The following is a 16102-nucleotide window of genomic DNA, read 5'->3' on the forward strand; positions in this document are numbered from 1 at the left end:
ATTCTGTAGCTAACGCATAAACAAGTCATGGGTAGCATCGTAGGCGGGTGACTCAATGGACAGCAGGTTGAGCACGGAGTGGAAGACGTAGTGCTGATCGAGGACTGGAGGCAGCTGGGAGGCTGACTTGTAACAACGAAAACCCGGGGAAGTCCAGACAAGGAAAGGTATCTCGTACTGTACCTTGGGAGCGAGCTTCATAGGAAGTCCATGCATGAAGACCTTGTTCTCGCCAAGCGACTCGCCATGATCGGAAACGAAGAGCATGGCACTGTTCCAGTCGGTCATGGAGCGCAACGTGGTGATCAGACTATCGAGCAGATAATCAGTATATAGGATGGTGTTGTCGTAGGCGTTAACAAGACGCTCGGGGTGTTTCTCACCTTCCTCAACATTTTGTGCGACAGGACGGAATGCTTCGAAACGGCTGGGGTATTTGTCGACATACTTGGGTCCATGACTGGTACTGGTATGGAGGACGATGAGCACCTTTGGCTTTGCACTTGACTCGATTCGCTGTCTCAAGCCCTCGAGCAGAATGGCGTCGTAGTAGATGTATTTGCCGGGATACTGCTGTCCGAGCTGTTCGTTGGTGAGGTACTCATCGATATGGATGGGCGGTTCTCCCCAATTGGAGGTGCGCCACGACACGTCCACACCCATGCGAAAAGCATAGTTGGGAAGCACCTCATACAGTTCGTCGGTGTTCTTGGGTTCGAGGATGGCCTTAGTGCCCGCTGTGGTATAGGTGGCACACGAGTTTGCGGGATAGACGTGTAGGCTGTCCTGCCTCGACAGCAGGGGATTGGTGGCACGTGGATAGCCGTAGAGTTGGAAATTGGCCTTGCGTGCCGACTCACCGATAACGAGTACGACGACTGTTTTTTCCTGGTCTGTAATCTTTCCGTCGGGCAATTTGATTTCCTCGGCTTGCTCATCGTGTCTGAAGCTGATGACGCGACAGGTATTGACGATGTAGGACCAGGGTTGCAGGAGTCCGCCCAGTTCGGTGTCGTGCTGGGTGACGAAGAGCGTCTGTCCGACATTCATCGCAGCGACGGCAATGACGACAGCAAGAGCGATGACGCCGTGTATGGCAAGACGACGCAGCCTGCCATAGACGACAGGCTGGACGAGACAGAACAGGGCAGGCAGCACGCCAATGAGCAGGATGGTGAGCCACAGTGTCCAACTGAAGAATGCGGAGGCCTCGGAATAGCGGGTATTGAAGACGTTCTCGATGGTAGTGGCATCAATCATCACGCTGTAGGTCCAGATGAAATAAACGGCGGTGGCATTAATGACGGCGAGGATGGCAAGCAACAGTCGGCCCACCTTGCGCAGAACGAACATAGTGAGGCTGGCCAACAGGTAGTTGAGCGCCAGCATCAGCACAGCGAGTGATGCCAACAGAAAAGCCTTTCCCTCGTTGACTTGACTGGCAACGTAGCGGAAGAAAGGGATGTTGTAGAGCAACAGGGTGCCCAAGCTGACGATGGCCGAGAAAGCTGCCAGCGAGATGGGCTTACTTAATTTTCCCCGTGCCGTCGGTGTAGGAGAAGTATATGGCATTATTCCCTGCTTTATACATTGTCATCCGTCCATTTTCATAGAAGTATTCTTTGTCGGTGGTGATGCGGCAGTGTTTCGAGGCGCGCTCAGCCAAGCTTTCAGGACCGTCGATTAAGGATTGTGCCAGCGGATAGCCCATGTATTGAGAGGGGTACGAAGCGAAGGTATTCTCGACGGTTACGTCTTTTTTGACAGGTTCAATGGCGTGTATCGTGTATTTCACGAGGTCGCCATCTTTCCATGTCAGATCGCTGATGAACTTCTCGGTAATGTTCCCATCAACCCGAATTCTTTCTATCTGCAGGATATCGCCTTCGGGTGAGAATGACTTGACGGTAACCGTCTCGATTTCGCCGTTGTTCCAATGCCTCACGCCAGAGATGAGTCGTCCCTCGGCGTCGTAAGTGAAATTTAATACGGAATTCTCGTACTTTATCTCCGTGCATCGTCCTTCGGTATAGCTAAAGAACACCGAGGTCACCGACGTCTGTGGTTCACCAGTCAGCATAATTTTGGTTTCCTGCTGCTGTTTGACGAGTCTGCCCTGTTCCCAGGTATTGTATAACGTGATGACAATGTTCGGATTTCCTGTCTGGCCATAATTCTCAGTAATTATCTTGTCCAGATAGACCGGTTTGACTACGTTGTTCTGGCTGTTGTCCGGTTCACTACAAGCAGCGAAGGTCATCATTCCACAGCATGCGAGGGCACAAACAAACACACGCCACAATTTCTTTTTCATTTGCTATTATCTATTTTTCGATAAACTTCCTGTGCAAAGATAGTGAATATTCTCCAACCATCCAAAGAAAAGTCGCAAAAATTTTGTACCTTTGCCCCCAGATGATGAATAGGATTATTATAGCTATCGACTCTTTCAAGGGTTGTCTCACCTCTGCAGAAGCCAATAAGGCTGCTGCAGAGGGCATCGGGCAATGGCCGAACATAGAGGTCGTGCAGATTCCCGTCAGCGACGGGGGCGAAGGATGGCTGCAGGCTTTCTTAAACGCCAAAGGCGGTGAAACGGTGGACGTCACGGTGCGCGATGCTCTGATGCGCCCCATCGTGGCACAGTACCTGATACAAGGCGACACGGCGGTGGTGGAGATAGCCAAGGCTAGCGGATTAACACTGCTCACGCCAGAAGAGCGCAACCCGATGTTGACAACCACCTACGGCACCGGCCAACTCGTGGCAGACGCTGTGCGACGCGGGTGTCGCAACATGGTCGTGGGACTGGGCGGCAGCGCCACGAGCGACTGCGGCATTGGCATGCTGCGCGCCATCATCGACGCCTTTGCCTCCGGCGGAACATGGGATGATGTCCGCGCCCTGAACGACATACACTTCACCATAGCCACCGACGTTGCCAACCCGCTCTGTGGCTCGCAGGGAGCCGCCCACGTGTTTGCTCCCCAGAAGGGCGCGTCGCCCCACGATGTTGAGGTTCTCGACGCCCGCAGCAGGCGCTTCGCCGACCTGTCGGCCCGCCACTTCGGCTACGACCGTCAGAATCATCCGGGAGCCGGAGCCGCCGGCGGACTGGGCTATGCCTTTTTGCAATACCTGCATGCTGAATGCAGGTCGGGCATCGACCTGCTGCTTGATGCTATCGGCTTCGACGCCCTGCTCGAATCAGCCGACCTGGTCATCACCGGTGAGGGTGCTGCCGACAGCCAGACGCTGATGGGCAAGTTGCCCTTTGGCATTCTGCAACATGCGCGCCGTCGTCATGTCCCCGTCTGCCTGATAGCCGGTCGCATTGCCGACCGTCAGTCGTTGCTTGCCGCCGGTTTCGCCCATGTGGCAAGCATCAATCCCCCCACTTTGTCCTTAGAAGAAGCGATGCGTCCCGACGTTTCCAGGCGGAACATTCGTACACTGGTAGAGAAAATCGTTACAAAAAGACACCTATTAGCGAAAAAATGATTATTTTTGCAGGGTAAATGATATGAAAAAAGTTAGAATTACAGCCATTCGCCAGACAGTCTACGAGGACTTGATGGCAAAATACGAAAACCCGATTGAGCATACTTGCGACGTGAGGGAGGGACAACAATGGATCTCTATCGACGGCCAGCAGCCCGAAGGAATGTGTCCGTCGGCATGGTGTTCCATGCGGGAGTTTGTGGAATCTTTGGCCCGTGGCGAAGGTAACTTCTACGACGGGTGGATGAAAAATCCTATGAGTGCCATGATTAGCTGCAACGACGGTTTCCGTCCATTCAGTTTCTATATCGAGGTGGCAGAATAGCCCGCGCGACACTTATCGCCATCTCTTTTCGCCATTTATACCGGTTTTTGACAAATAGGACATATTTAGTTGAATATCAAACAGCAAAAATCGAATATTTATGCCGAATTTTGCACCTCAAAGAGTAGAAATAGAACAGCATGAAGATATTGGATATAAAGCCCCGACGGGGCGACGGTACCTATCGGATAGGTGACAGCGACAATCTGGTGGTGATGGAGAAAATAGGCTTCATTCCATCGGGCAGCATGTGCCTGCAAAATCATGGTGTCATTGTATTCTGTACCGAAGGCAGGGCACAGTTCGAATATGACGGCGCCCTGATTCAACTGCAAAAGAACGACTTCTTTCTCTACATGGTTCACAGCACGGTCTGCAACATCCTGACTTCACCCGATTTCAACTGCAGACAGATATGGTTTGAGCGCAGCGAACTTTGGAATGTCGACATCTATAAACAGGTCAGCATGGCAAACATGACGCTGCTGAAATTGCATCCGGTGGTCCATCTGACCAACAACGACACCAAACTTTGCGACGACTATTTCCGGTTACTGTGCGACAGGATGAAGTCGATGACGGTGTCAGCATCGCCACTCATCCCCGACATCATACGCTCGCTCTTTGGCACCCTGCTGCTGGAACTGCTGTCCATCATACGGCGCAATGCTGAGCACCAGACGGAATGGGAGCCGCAGGAGGATGAGGCGCATTCCAGTCTTCATAAGAAACGGGTCATCGACCATTTCCTGAAATTAGTGGAAAACAGCGACGGCCGCATCCGTAGGGTGGACGAATTTGCCAGTCAACTGAACATCACGCCGAAATACCTCTCGTCCATCATCAAGGAAGTGATGAACCGCAGACCGAGTAACTATATCCTACTCTACACCATGAAGGCCATCGAGCGTCGTCTGCGCTTCACCGACATGACGATGCAAGAGATAGCCAACGACTTGAATTTCCCCAATGCCTCGTTCTTCGGCAAATACTTCAAGGAACACACTGGTATGACACCGCTGGAATATCGGAATAAGTATCACGCAGGGAAGTAAAAAGAGATGAATACATATTCATTAATTATGGTATAACATGAACAAGTCAAGAATGAAAATGATGGTGAGTACCTGCCGCTCGACGGCGGAGCCCAGTCGTTTGACAAAGATGGCGCGGGTGGTGACGCTCGGGCTATTAGTGCTGTTGCCGCTCTCGGCCGATGCGCAGAGGCTGCTGACGTTCGACAGATAATAATAGATAATGTATAAATGAACTCTAAAAAATAAAAGACTATGAGCAAGATTAAGACTATCGGTATTCTGACTTCGGGCGGCGATGCCCCTGGTATGAACGCAGCCATCCGTGCCGTGACACGTGCTGGTATTTACAACGGGTTTAAGATTAAAGGTATCTATCGTGGATACGAAGGTCTTATTCACGACGAGGTAAAGGAGATGACCACCGAGGACGTGAGCGGCATCATTACCCGTGGCGGAACCATTTTGAAGACGGCACGAAGCAAGGAATTCATGACACCCGAGGGCAAGCAGAAGGCCTTCGAGACCTGTCAGAAGGAAGAAATAGATGCTCTGATTATCATCGGCGGTAACGGTTCGCTGACCGGTGCCCGCGAATTTGCCAGGGAGTACGACTTCCCCTGCATCGGACTGCCTGGCACCATCGACAACGATGTCTATGGCACTGACGCCACTATTGGCTACGATACGACGATGAACACCATCATGGAGTGTGTAGACCGCATACGTGACACAGCCAACTCGCACGAGCGCATCTTCTTTGTCGAGGTAATGGGCCGCGACGCCGGTTTCTTGGCGCAGAACTGTGCCATTGCCTGCGGCGCCGAGGCTGCTATCGTACCAGAGGAGGTGACCGACTTCGACCAACTGGCAGCCTTCATGGGTCGCGGCATCCGCAAATCTAAGAAGTCGTGCATCGTCATCGTATCGGAAAGCCCGAAATGCGGTGCCATGTTCTATGCTGACCGCGTGAAGAAGGAATTCCCCGAGTACGACGTCCGCGTGTCCATCCTCGGTCATTTGCAGCGTGGCGGCAGCCCATCGGCTCGCGACCGCATCCTGGCAAGCTGGATGGGTGTAGCTGCTGTAGAGGCTGTTTTACAAGGACAGCGCAATGTAATGATAGGTATCCGCAACAACGACTCCGTCCTGGTGCCTTTCTCTGAGTGCATCCGTACCGACAAGCGTTTTGACAAGCGTCTGCTAACGGTGCTCGACGAACTGAGCATTTGACCAATGAGCATGATTTCGATGTTTTTTTTGTCATTTTGATGTGTAAAAAAATCAATAATCATGAAAAGAAAAAGTATAATGTTCCTCATGCTGGGCTTTTGCACGGCCATTATGGCCCAGCGCTCGCCTGTAGGTATCGTCAGCGTGCAGGACTCGGTGAAGAGTGTGCAGCTGGGTGTTATCTCATCAGTGTCCGTTGACGGTGGTCACGGTGTACAGCTGTCAGGCCTCTCCAACACCTCGGCCCATCAGTTCAATGGTGTGCAGTTGAGTACAATCAGCAACATCACCACCGGTATGGACAAGGGTGTGCAGCTGTCGGGTATCCTGAACGTGTCGTCAGCCATGCAGCGTGGTGTGCAGATAGGTGCCATCAACTATGCCGACTCGCTCAACGGTGCTCAGGTAGGTCTGTTCAACATCGCCCGCAAGCGTCCCAAGGGCTGGCAGGTGGGACTGATCAACCTGTCGTACGACAGTATCGGACATAAGGTTGGTCTGGTGAACATCAACCCGTCGACAACCGTCGACTATATGTTGTATGGCGGCTCGTCGACCAAGGTGAATCTGGCGGCCCGTTACCGTAACAAGAGCACGTACAGCATCATCGGTGTGGGTACGCACTTCATGGGGCTCGACTCCAAGTTCTCCGGTGCCGTGTTCTATCGTCTGGGGCAGTATGTCCAGCTGTCGCCGAAGTGGAGTCTGAGCGGTGACATCGGCTACTACCACGTAGAGACCTTCTCCAAGCATAACAGTGAGAAACCTGAGCGTCTGTACTCCCTGCAGGCCCGCATCAATGCCGACTATCAGTTCAGCAAGAAATTCGGCGCCTTTGCCTCGGTGGGATGGGGGCTTACCCGATACTACGACCGCAACGAGACCTATCGCAACCGTCCATTGGTGGAAATCGGTCTGACCTATCGCCAGCCACGCAACCAGCACGACTCCTGGAAGCGTGCATGGGAAGATAAGCGTTCGAAGTTGATCTTCGCCGATTCGACCATGGCGCTGCCGACCCCGAAGCATCCTTGGCGCGCACTGGCTGAGGTGACTGCCGTCAATGTGGGTGTGCAGCTATTCGACCGTTGGGTGCTGAATTCCGACTTTGCGCAGACCACCCTGAGATCGCTGAAGCGTAACTTCACCGACGGTATGGTATGGGACAACGACTTCTTCATCACCAACATGTTTGCCCACCCCTATCACGGCAACCTCTACTTCAATGCCGCCCGTACCAACGGACTGACCTTCTGGGAGTCAGCACCTTACGCCCTGCTGGGTTCCGCCATGTGGGAATTCCTGGGTGAGACGGAACCGCCAGCCATCAACGATATTATCGCAACCACCTGTGGCGGTATGGCTATCGGTGAAATGACTCATCGACTGAGTCTGACCATCCTTGACGACCGCACCTTCGGCTTCCCGCGTTTCCTGCGTGAGGCCGCTGCCGCCATCATCAACCCGATACAGGGAATACACCGTATTGTCAGTGGTGACGCCTGGCATGTCAAGAGCCGTAACTATCGCTATCACGACTTCCATGAGACGCCGCTCGACGTGTCCTTCTCTGTCGGCTGGCGCTATCTGGCTGACGACGGCGCCCTGTTCCGCGGTGTCCATGCACCCTATGTCAATATGACGATGACCTATGGTACGGCCGTTGATGGCGAAAAGCATACCACTCCTTACGACTTCTTCGACTTAGAGGCCAATACCGCCTTCGGTGGCGGACAGCCAGCAGTGAACACGCTGAATATCGTAGGACGTCTGTGGAGCACCCCTATCTTGGATAAGAAAGATATGGCCGGTGAGTTCGGTATCTACCAGCATTTCAACTATTACGATGCGAAACCCATTGAGGACGGTTCCGACCTGACCCCTTACCGTATCAGCGAGGCCGCCGGTTTCGGTCCTGGCTTCATCTTCTCACTGCCCCAGATGGGTGCCCTGTCGAAGATGGAACAGCGCGTCTTCGTGAGCGGCATCTTGCTCGGCGGTACCAAGAGTGACTACTTCAACGTCATTGAGCGCGACTATAACATGGGTAGCGGATTCAGTGTCAAGGCAAGGACACAGCTCGACTTCGGCAAGTTCGGACGCTTAATCCTTAATGCCAAGTATTTCCGCCTCTGGACTTGGAAGGGCTATGAGGACAAGGATTTGCAGCCATACGTGGACGGCACTGCCGATCTGCATTACCTGAACGTACAGGGTGATAACAGCAATGCTGCGCTGTTTGTCATCAACCCCGTCATCGAGATGCACCTGGCGCGCCAGTGGTCCATCACCCTTTCCGGCTCTTTCTATGGTCGTCGTACACACTACAACTATTACTATGACAAAGACCTTATCCTGCGTCAGAACAGCACGGTGCGCGCCAGAACCTTTGAAACCAAGATTGGACTAACTTGTCGTCTATGATGAGCAGAAGTCTGTTAGCTATCGTGCTGTTCTGCACGATGTCGGTGGATACGGAAGCACAGACCGTATCCACTGACAGTGTTGTGAGCGACACCGTTGTGTTGTCAGAGAAAAAGTCCGGGTTGGGTAAACGCCTGAACAACAAACTGAAGAAGAGGTACTTCCACACGAAGTACGATACCAACTACGTGGCCAGACCGAAGGAAAAGTGGTTGTTAAGATTACTGGCGAACCACACCGCCAACTACATCCACGCCAAGGGAACGGTCAACGATGTCTACTCGAAGTACGACCTTCACACCAAGAGCAACAACACCATAGGTTTGGAGGTTAACTACTGCGACATTGCCGTAACCCTGTCGCTCAACCCCGCCAAGATTGGTGGTAAATACAACGACTACGAATTCAATTTCGAATACCACGGACAGAGAATCAGTCTCGACATCAATTATCTGCGTGCAAACTCACTCTCGGGCGACATCAGGTTTCGCGACATCGACCATCTCGACGAGGAAGGCCTGCGCATGAATGTGGTCAACGCATCGGCTTACTACGTCTTCAACCACCGGAAATTCTCTTATCCTGCAGCCTTGTATCAGAACTACTACCAGCTACGTTCTGCCGGTTCATGGCTGGCGGGCCTCAGTGTCCAGGCAGGAAGCATCAAGACGACTGACGAACTGAAAGAGAGGAATCCACAGGCCCCTGATGTTCATCTTAAATTCGCCAACGTTGCCATTGGTGGCGGCTATGGCTACAACTTCGTCTTCGGCAGACACTCACAGTGGTTACTGCACCTCTCTGCCATCCCCACCTTCGTGATATACAAGCATAACACGCTGGAAGTTAACAACAACGAGATGAAAGACCACGGCATGCACTTCAACATGATTTTCAACGAACGTGCCTCCATCGTCTATCACTTCACACCCCGTTACCTTGGCGGCGCCTCCGCCATCGTAAGCAACTCCATCTACGACAAACGCAATATTTCTTTCAACCAGAACAAATGGCTCATTCGAGCCTTCTTCGGTGTAAGACTATAATTTAAAATGAGAAAAAACGGATAATTTCGTTTTCATCTGGGAAGTGTCGGCAAAGGTATAAAAAAGCACGCCAAGTGGCAAAAGAATCGCAATAGATTTTGTCTGTTGCGGTTTTTTTTGTACTTTTGCAAACCAAATAGGAAAAGAAAAAAAATCCAATATGACACTATATCCCAAAATAATCATAGATGCGCTGGCAACGGTAACCTATGCCGGCACGAAGAAGAACTTGGTAGAGAGTGAGATGGTGGCCGACCAACCAGCCATTAACGGCAACAAGGTGACGGTGGTGCTGGAATTCCCGCGCGACACGGACCCCTTCCTGAAGTCAACGGTAAAGGCAGCCGAAGCAGCTATTAAATACCATTGCGGCAAGGACGTGGAGGTGGAAATTGTGACCGAATTCAAGTCGAAGCCCCGTCCTGAGGTGGGCAAGTTACTGCCGCAGGTAAAGAACGTCATTGCCGTCAGTTCCGGCAAGGGCGGAGTAGGCAAGTCGACAGTATCAGCCAACCTCGCCATTGCATTGGCCCGTCTGGGTTATAAGGTAGGACTGCTAGACACCGACATCTTCGGTCCGTCAATGCCCAAGATGTTCAACGTAGAGGATGCCCGTCCGTATGCCGTCGAAGTGGACGGACGCCAGCTGATAGAGCCGGTCGAGGCCTACGGCGTAAAATTGCTCTCCATCGGCTTCTTCGTATCACCCGAAACGGCCACACTATGGCGCGGAGGAATGGCGACGAACGCGCTGAAGCAGCTCATTGCCGATGCGAACTGGGGCGAACTGGACTATTTCATCTTGGACACCCCTCCCGGCACAAGCGACATTCACCTGACATTGCTACAGACCCTTGCCATCACAGGTGCCGTCATTGTCAGCACTCCGCAGCAGGTAGCACTCGCCGATGCGCAAAAGGGCATTGACATGTACCGCAACGAAAAGGTGAACGTGCCTATTTTGGGACTGATAGAAAACATGGCATGGTTCACACCTGCCGAACTGCCCGAGAACCGCTACTACATCTTCGGCAAGGAGGGTTGCAAGCAGTTGGCAGAGGAGATGAACGTGCCCCTGCTGGCACAGATACCTTTGGTACAGAGCATCTGCGACAGCGGCGACAAGGGAGAGCCGGCAGCTCTGAACAGCGACAGTGCTACGGGACTAGCCTTCATCAATCTGGCACAAGCCGTTGTGACCGTAGTGAACAAACGCAACCGTGAACAGGCACCCACCAAAATTGTGGGCATCAAATAAATCAGCATGGCTAAGGAGAAAGTGATGTACGTCTGCGACAACTGCGGACAGGAGTCAGCCAAATGGATAGGCAAGTGTCCTGCCTGTGGCCAGTGGAACACGTTCAAGGAGATAAAAGTCGCCGATACGCGCAAGCAGGCTGTGGCGACCTCAGCAGCCGCATCGGCTGGTCGTCAGTTGCGCCAGAACAAGGTGTTGAAACTGAAAGAGATTTCCGCCCACGACGACCCCCGCATCGACATGCACGACGCCGAGTTGAACCGTGTGCTGGGCGGTGGACTGGTGCCGGGCAGCATCGTGCTGCTGGGCGGTGAACCAGGTATCGGCAAGTCGACACTGAGCCTGCAGACCATGCTCCAACTGACCGACAAGCGCGTGCTCTACGTCAGCGGTGAGGAAAGTGCTCACCAGTTGAAGATGCGTGCAGAGCGCATCACCCATCAGGAGAACGACAACTTCCTCATTCTCTGTGAGAACTCGCTGGAAGCCATCTTCGACCACATCAAGGAGGTTCAGCCCGAACTGGTCATCATCGACTCCATACAGACCATCTCGACTGAGGACGTTGAGTCGTCGGCAGGTTCGATAGCACAGGTCCGCGAGTGTGCTTCCGCCCTGTTGCGCTTCGCCAAAACCAGCGGAGTACCCGTGCTGCTCATTGGTCATATCACCAAAGAAGGCACGCTGGCCGGACCAAAAATTCTGGAACATATCGTTGACACCGTTATCCAGTTTGAGGGTGACCAACATTACATGTACCGCATTCTGCGAAGCATCAAGAACCGATTCGGCAGTACCTCGGAACTCGGCATCTATGAAATGCAGCAAAATGGTCTTCGACAGGTTAGCAATCCATCGGAACTGCTGCTGACAGAAGACCACGACGGCCTGTCAGGTGTTGCAATAAGCTCAGCCATCGAGGGTGTGCGTCCTTTCCTGGTTGAGACACAGGCACTGGTAAGCAGTGCTGCCTACGGAACGCCCCAGCGATCGGCCACTGGCTTCGACCAACGTCGACTGAACATGTTGCTGGCCGTATTGGAAAAGCGCGTAGGATTCAAGTTGATGCAGAAAGATGTCTTCCTGAACATTGCCGGAGGACTGCGCGTAACAGACATGGCGATGGACCTTAGCGTAATTGCCGCCGTCCTGTCGTCGAACGTCGACACCCCCATCGAGAGCGGCTGGTGCATGTGCGGCGAGGTAGGACTGAGTGGCGAAGTGCGCCCCGTAGCCCGTATCGAGCAACGCATTGCCGAAGCCGAGAAATTAGGATTCAACCATATTATCATACCCAAGTACAACCTGTCAGGACTGAACCGCAAGAAGTTCAACATCGAACTTACTCCCGTCCGCAAAGTAGAGGAGGCACTGCGAGCCCTGTTCGGATAAGACCAACACAACATCATGACAACGAAGCGATTTTTGACGATACTGCTCCTCACAGCCTTGCTGACAACAGCAAAGGCAGAAAGCCAGCAAGACCCTCACGCCAACCCGACGAAGCGTCCTAAAGTCGGCCTTGTACTCGGAGGAGGTGGAGCCAAGGGAGTTGCCCACATCGGCGTACTGAAAGTGCTGGAGCGAGCCGGCATGCCCATCGACCTCATCACCAGCACCAGTATGGGTAGCATCATCGGCGGTGCTTACGCCTGTGGACACCCCGCAGCGATGCTCGACTCGGTGGTTCGTTCACAAGACTGGGCCATCATACTCTCTGACCGTGAGAGTTCCAAGAACCAAAGCCTGCAAGTTCGCGAGAAACACAACACTTATTTCCTGACCAAGATTCTGTCACTCAAAAAGCAGCAGGACAGCGACGGAGGCGGATTTATCAGGGGCAAGAACATTGCCACGCTCTTCGACAGACTGACGGCGCCCTATAACGACTCCATCGACTTCAACAAGCTACCCATCCCTTTTGCCTGTGTGGCAACCAATATCGTGGACAACACGGAATATGTCTTCCACAACGGCATCATGAGCCGTGCGATGCGAGCCAGCATGGCGATACCAGGAGTCTTCGCCCCGGTGAGGAAAGACGGCATGGTACTTATCGACGGTGGATTGCGTAACAATTTCCCTACCGACGTGGCTCACCAGATGGGAGCAGATTACGTGATAGGCGTCGACGTGCAGGAACTGCCCAAGGGTGCCGACAAACTGCAGACGGGAACACAGATTCTGGGACAGATCTCCGACTGGCTGTGCATGAACAAATATGAGGAGAATGTCAAGAAGACCAACATCGTCATCCGCGTGAACACCGAAGGATACAGTGCTGCCAGTTTCACTGCTGCAGCCATTGACACCCTGATACGCCGAGGTGAGGAAGCTGCAATGGAGCATTGGGATGAGATTGTTGCCTTGCGCAAGAAACTGGGACCGGCAAACCTACAGCTGGCCGTTCCGCAAAACAGCCTCACCCTGCCCCCTGCCCATGAGGATACAGACCAGCAGAAGAAAGACACGGAGCTGAACCTCGGCGTGCGTTTCGACAATGAGGAGACAGTAGCCTTGCAAGCCAACGTCCAAATGCCCATCAACACGAAAATGCCCATGGACCTAGGACTCACTGTACGACTGGGAAAGCGCCTGCGTGCACAGGTAGACTGGACGCTACACCCCACCCGAGCCTTCCAGCCCACGCTGTCCTACATCTTCCGCAGCAACGACATCAACTTCTACGAATACGGTGACCACACCCATACCTTCACTTACAACCAGCACACCCTGAAACTGGCACTGTTCAATTTCAACGTGCGCAACTTCAACATCAGCCTGGGTGCCCATTGGGATTACTACGACTACCACTCGCTGATGACCAACAAGAAGTCGCAGCACGCCCTAGAAGAGGCCGACGCCCAGGACAAGGGGTATGTGAGCTACCAAGCCCGCCTGTGGTACAACAGCGAGGACAAATGGTACTTCCCCACCAGTGGTGTGAGGTTCCAAGCTAAATTCGGCTACCACACCGATAACTTCGTCAATCTGAACGGCAAGGTAGGTCTTCGCGAATACAGTGCCATGCTGCGCACCAGCATCCCGCTGACCAGTCAGATTTCAATCCAGCCGATGGTGTACGGTCGCGCTATTTCAGGAACAGAGATTCCTATTGTGATGAGTAACCTCATGGGTGGCGAGTGGTTCGACCACTATGTGGACGGGCAGATGCCCTTTGCCGGTGTGGGCAATCTGGAGATGGCATGGAAGAACATGACGGCAGCCCAGATGCAACTGCAGTTCAATCCCACCACCAACAACAATATCCTGCTGCGACTGGCAGCCGGACAGAATGCGCCTCACTTCAAGGATCTTCTGAAGCACCGCACCATGCTAGGTTTCAGCTTGAGCTATTATTACACGTGGATTCTCGGCCCGTTAGGCGGCTCCATAGGCTATAGCAATGTAACGGAGAAGTTCTATTTCTATATCAACCTCGGTTATGTCTTCTAAACACCCCATCAGAAAACGGATGTCTCGCTGGATGTTTGCCCTACTGCTGTGCTGTATCAACACGACAGCATGGGCCGACGACTTACCGATTTCCTATGAGGGTGACCACTATGTCATCAACGTGGACTCCCTGCATCCTGACAAGGAGATGACGCTTATGGACGTGCTGATGATATGTCCTGAACCGGTGTCCGTCAACGGCAAGACACTGGGCACCGACTTCATCCTGGCGGTAAACGACATCAGCGTGCTGATTGACGACGAAACCTTCCTTCAGATGACAAAGGCCTGCGAGGTGGAGTCGATTGACGTCTATATCAACCCTTCCGTCTCGCAAACCGTTGGAGGCGTGGAAGGCATCATCAACATCAACTTCAAAAAAGATGAACAGAACGGCACAACGGGAAAGGTAGCCCTGGAAGCCGGTAGCAACGGCAACGGCAAGGTTTGGGTCAACACCAAGACTCAACGAAACGACGTAGAAATCAGAGGTTACGCATTGGTCAATCAACAGTTCAACAAGGGAGAAACTGCCGACGGACAGCCTTTCAGTTCACGCAAGCTAATGCAAGGTGCCCACGTGAACATCGACTGGGACATAACGGAGAAGGACAACCTGATTGTCAAGTTCTACCAGCATTTCAACAACAGCAAGGAGAAGTTCTGGGATGAGTTCGGGCAAAGTTCCCTGCCTGAGACGGAGCGTCTGGGTAGTCTGACATTCACCTATACCCATGCACTGAATGACATTGGAACCGAACTGAAGACGGAAGGCGGTAGTGTATTCATCGACTCCAGAGTATCTGACGTCAAGACGCACGACATACTACCTTATTTTTTCACCGAACTATACACGCCACTATTCCACAAAGACCTGACACTGTTGACCGGATGGGAAATAGACTACGAGAACAACCGCTTTGAAGGCACCAGTCGCCAGCAGTACCTGAAGAACGATTTCTACGTACAGTTGTGCTACAACCACGGACCATGGGTACTGACACTTGGCGACCGGTTTACCATACTGGACTACTGGAACCACAATCAGATAGAAGCCCCAGAGCGGTGGTCACACCACAGGACAGCCAACACCTACCTGGCAAGCATCGGATACAGATGGGGCAGACACTACATTCACGGATCCTTTAACCGCGACTTCTTCGTACCATCCATAGAAAATTTCTACGAAGACTATATGGGTTCGTTCCGGTTAAACGACGACTACCGCACCAACTTGGTGTGGCGCACAGAACTGCGCTATACTTACCAGCAACCCAACCTGGTGCTGTTCTGCAACGCATCGCACACCTGGAAGACCGACATGCCGCTCTCCAGAGAAGAAATGACGTCCATCAAGACATCGGCATCATGGAACAAGGGGAATGTTCGCATAACGGCAGGCGCCAGTTTCTTCCACCATCATGTCAACGGTAGTGAATGGATTGATGAGCTCTTCAACAACTACTACCTCCTGAAGCTCATGCCCACCCTGCTGCTCGACAATGGATTCAGACTGTCGGCATTCCTCATCTACAACAGCAAGCAGAAACTCTACGACCAGCACGCCTGGCTGTCAGCATCCGTCAAGGTGAACAAAGACTTCGGCAAGCACTGGAACGTCTATGTCGACCTGCAGAATTTGGCAGGCCAACCCACCATCGCTGTTTCACAAATGTCCAGCCTCAGCAACAAAAGGGCGTTCGCACTGGGATGCACCTACCGGTTCTGACCCATCTGTTAAAAAATCTATAAACTCCCGCTTCTTATCGAAGATTTCCCGTTTTATTTCTACTAACGGGCAATAATCGTCTAACTTATTTTTTCG

At 52.7% G+C, this 16102-nt stretch carries 13 protein-coding genes; 11 read left to right on the forward strand and 2 right to left on the reverse strand.

Annotation, left to right across the window (positions count from 1 at the left end):
* Positions 1–9 precede the first annotated feature (9 nt).
* Positions 10–1572 carry a sulfatase-like hydrolase/transferase gene (locus BLU47_RS03880; protein ID WP_091958672.1) on the reverse strand — a complete coding sequence of 521 codons (1563 nt, stop codon included), beginning with the start codon at positions 1570–1572 and terminating at the stop codon, positions 10–12.
* Positions 1526–2314 carry a hypothetical protein gene (locus BLU47_RS03885; RefSeq protein WP_091958675.1) on the reverse strand — a complete coding sequence of 263 codons (789 nt, stop codon included), beginning with the start codon at positions 2312–2314 and terminating at the stop codon, positions 1526–1528. The genes BLU47_RS03880 and BLU47_RS03885 overlap by 47 nt, the downstream gene beginning before the upstream one ends.
* A gap of 104 nt (positions 2315–2418) precedes the next feature.
* Here BLU47_RS03885 and BLU47_RS03890 point away from each other — a divergent pair, with 104 nt between their 5' ends.
* The 11 genes from BLU47_RS03890 to BLU47_RS03935 all read left to right on the forward strand — a co-directional run bounded on the left by BLU47_RS03890 (position 2419) and on the right by BLU47_RS03935 (position 16006).
* The gene (locus tag BLU47_RS03890) at positions 2419–3501 is read left to right on the forward strand and encodes a glycerate kinase (protein WP_091958965.1); all 1083 of its coding nucleotides are present in this window, start codon (positions 2419–2421) and stop codon (positions 3499–3501) included.
* A 22-nt stretch (positions 3502–3523) separates the two neighbouring features.
* Positions 3524–3826, forward strand: a complete 303-nt coding sequence (locus BLU47_RS03895; protein WP_091958678.1) for a TIGR04076 family protein — start codon at positions 3524–3526, stop codon at positions 3824–3826.
* A 140-nt stretch (positions 3827–3966) separates the two neighbouring features.
* Positions 3967–4881, forward strand: coding sequence for a helix-turn-helix domain-containing protein (locus BLU47_RS03900; protein ID WP_091958680.1), 915 nt, complete (start codon positions 3967–3969; stop codon positions 4879–4881).
* 37 nt (positions 4882–4918) lie between these two features.
* On the forward strand, positions 4919–5074 hold the full coding sequence (locus BLU47_RS14685; RefSeq protein WP_176780443.1) for a hypothetical protein: 156 nt from the start codon (positions 4919–4921) through the stop codon (positions 5072–5074).
* Between the two features lie 41 nt (positions 5075–5115).
* Positions 5116–6093 carry a 6-phosphofructokinase gene (gene pfkA, locus BLU47_RS03905; RefSeq protein WP_091958683.1) on the forward strand — a complete coding sequence of 326 codons (978 nt, stop codon included), beginning with the start codon at positions 5116–5118 and terminating at the stop codon, positions 6091–6093.
* Between the two features lie 60 nt (positions 6094–6153).
* A complete protein-coding gene (locus BLU47_RS03910) occupies positions 6154–8517 on the forward strand; it encodes a DUF3943 domain-containing protein (protein WP_255402084.1) in 2364 nt (787 codons plus the stop codon).
* The gene (locus BLU47_RS03915; protein WP_091958688.1) at positions 8514–9563 is read left to right on the forward strand and encodes a DUF4421 family protein; all 1050 of its coding nucleotides are present in this window, start codon (positions 8514–8516) and stop codon (positions 9561–9563) included. The genes BLU47_RS03910 and BLU47_RS03915 overlap by 4 nt, the downstream gene beginning before the upstream one ends.
* 160 nt (positions 9564–9723) lie before the next feature.
* A complete protein-coding gene (locus tag BLU47_RS03920) occupies positions 9724–10821 on the forward strand; it encodes an Mrp/NBP35 family ATP-binding protein (protein WP_091958691.1) in 1098 nt (365 codons plus the stop codon).
* Positions 10822–10827: 6 nt separating this feature from the next.
* Positions 10828–12213: a DNA repair protein RadA gene (radA, locus tag BLU47_RS03925; protein ID WP_091958694.1), complete on the forward strand. Its 1386-nt coding sequence runs from the start codon at positions 10828–10830 to the stop codon at positions 12211–12213.
* A gap of 15 nt (positions 12214–12228) precedes the next feature.
* On the forward strand, positions 12229–14277 hold the full coding sequence (locus tag BLU47_RS03930; protein WP_091958697.1) for a patatin-like phospholipase family protein: 2049 nt from the start codon (positions 12229–12231) through the stop codon (positions 14275–14277).
* Entirely contained in the window at positions 14267–16006 is a 1740-nt protein-coding gene (locus BLU47_RS03935) for a TonB-dependent receptor (RefSeq protein ID WP_143025450.1), read from the forward strand. Before BLU47_RS03930 ends, BLU47_RS03935 begins: the two co-directional genes overlap by 11 nt.
* Positions 16007–16102: the final 96 nt, after the last annotated feature.

Source organism: Prevotella sp. tc2-28 (assembly GCF_900107705.1).
Lineage (GTDB): Bacteria > Bacteroidota > Bacteroidia > Bacteroidales > Bacteroidaceae > Prevotella.

Excerpts from the sequence above, each read along its gene's own strand:
- BLU47_RS03890 (WP_091958965.1), top strand. The coding sequence starts at position 2,419 with ATGAATAGGATTATTATAGCTATCGACTCTTTCAAGGGTTGTCTCACC.
- BLU47_RS03935 (WP_143025450.1), top strand. The coding sequence starts at position 14,267 with ATGTCTTCTAAACACCCCATCAGAAAACGGATGTCTCGCTGGATGTTT.
- BLU47_RS03880 (WP_091958672.1), bottom strand. The coding sequence starts at position 1,572 with ATGCCATATACTTCTCCTACACCGACGGCACGGGGAAAATTAAGTAAG.
- BLU47_RS03915 (WP_091958688.1), top strand. The coding sequence starts at position 8,514 with ATGATGAGCAGAAGTCTGTTAGCTATCGTGCTGTTCTGCACGATGTCG.
- BLU47_RS03900 (WP_091958680.1), top strand. The coding sequence starts at position 3,967 with ATGAAGATATTGGATATAAAGCCCCGACGGGGCGACGGTACCTATCGG.
- BLU47_RS03910 (WP_255402084.1), top strand. The coding sequence starts at position 6,154 with ATGAAAAGAAAAAGTATAATGTTCCTCATGCTGGGCTTTTGCACGGCC.
- BLU47_RS03885 (WP_091958675.1), bottom strand. The coding sequence starts at position 2,314 with ATGAAAAAGAAATTGTGGCGTGTGTTTGTTTGTGCCCTCGCATGCTGT.
- BLU47_RS03930 (WP_091958697.1), top strand. The coding sequence starts at position 12,229 with ATGACAACGAAGCGATTTTTGACGATACTGCTCCTCACAGCCTTGCTG.
- pfkA (WP_091958683.1), top strand. The coding sequence starts at position 5,116 with ATGAGCAAGATTAAGACTATCGGTATTCTGACTTCGGGCGGCGATGCC.
- BLU47_RS03895 (WP_091958678.1), top strand. The coding sequence starts at position 3,524 with ATGAAAAAAGTTAGAATTACAGCCATTCGCCAGACAGTCTACGAGGAC.
- radA (WP_091958694.1), top strand. The coding sequence starts at position 10,828 with ATGGCTAAGGAGAAAGTGATGTACGTCTGCGACAACTGCGGACAGGAG.
- BLU47_RS03920 (WP_091958691.1), top strand. The coding sequence starts at position 9,724 with ATGACACTATATCCCAAAATAATCATAGATGCGCTGGCAACGGTAACC.
- BLU47_RS14685 (WP_176780443.1), top strand. The coding sequence starts at position 4,919 with ATGAACAAGTCAAGAATGAAAATGATGGTGAGTACCTGCCGCTCGACG.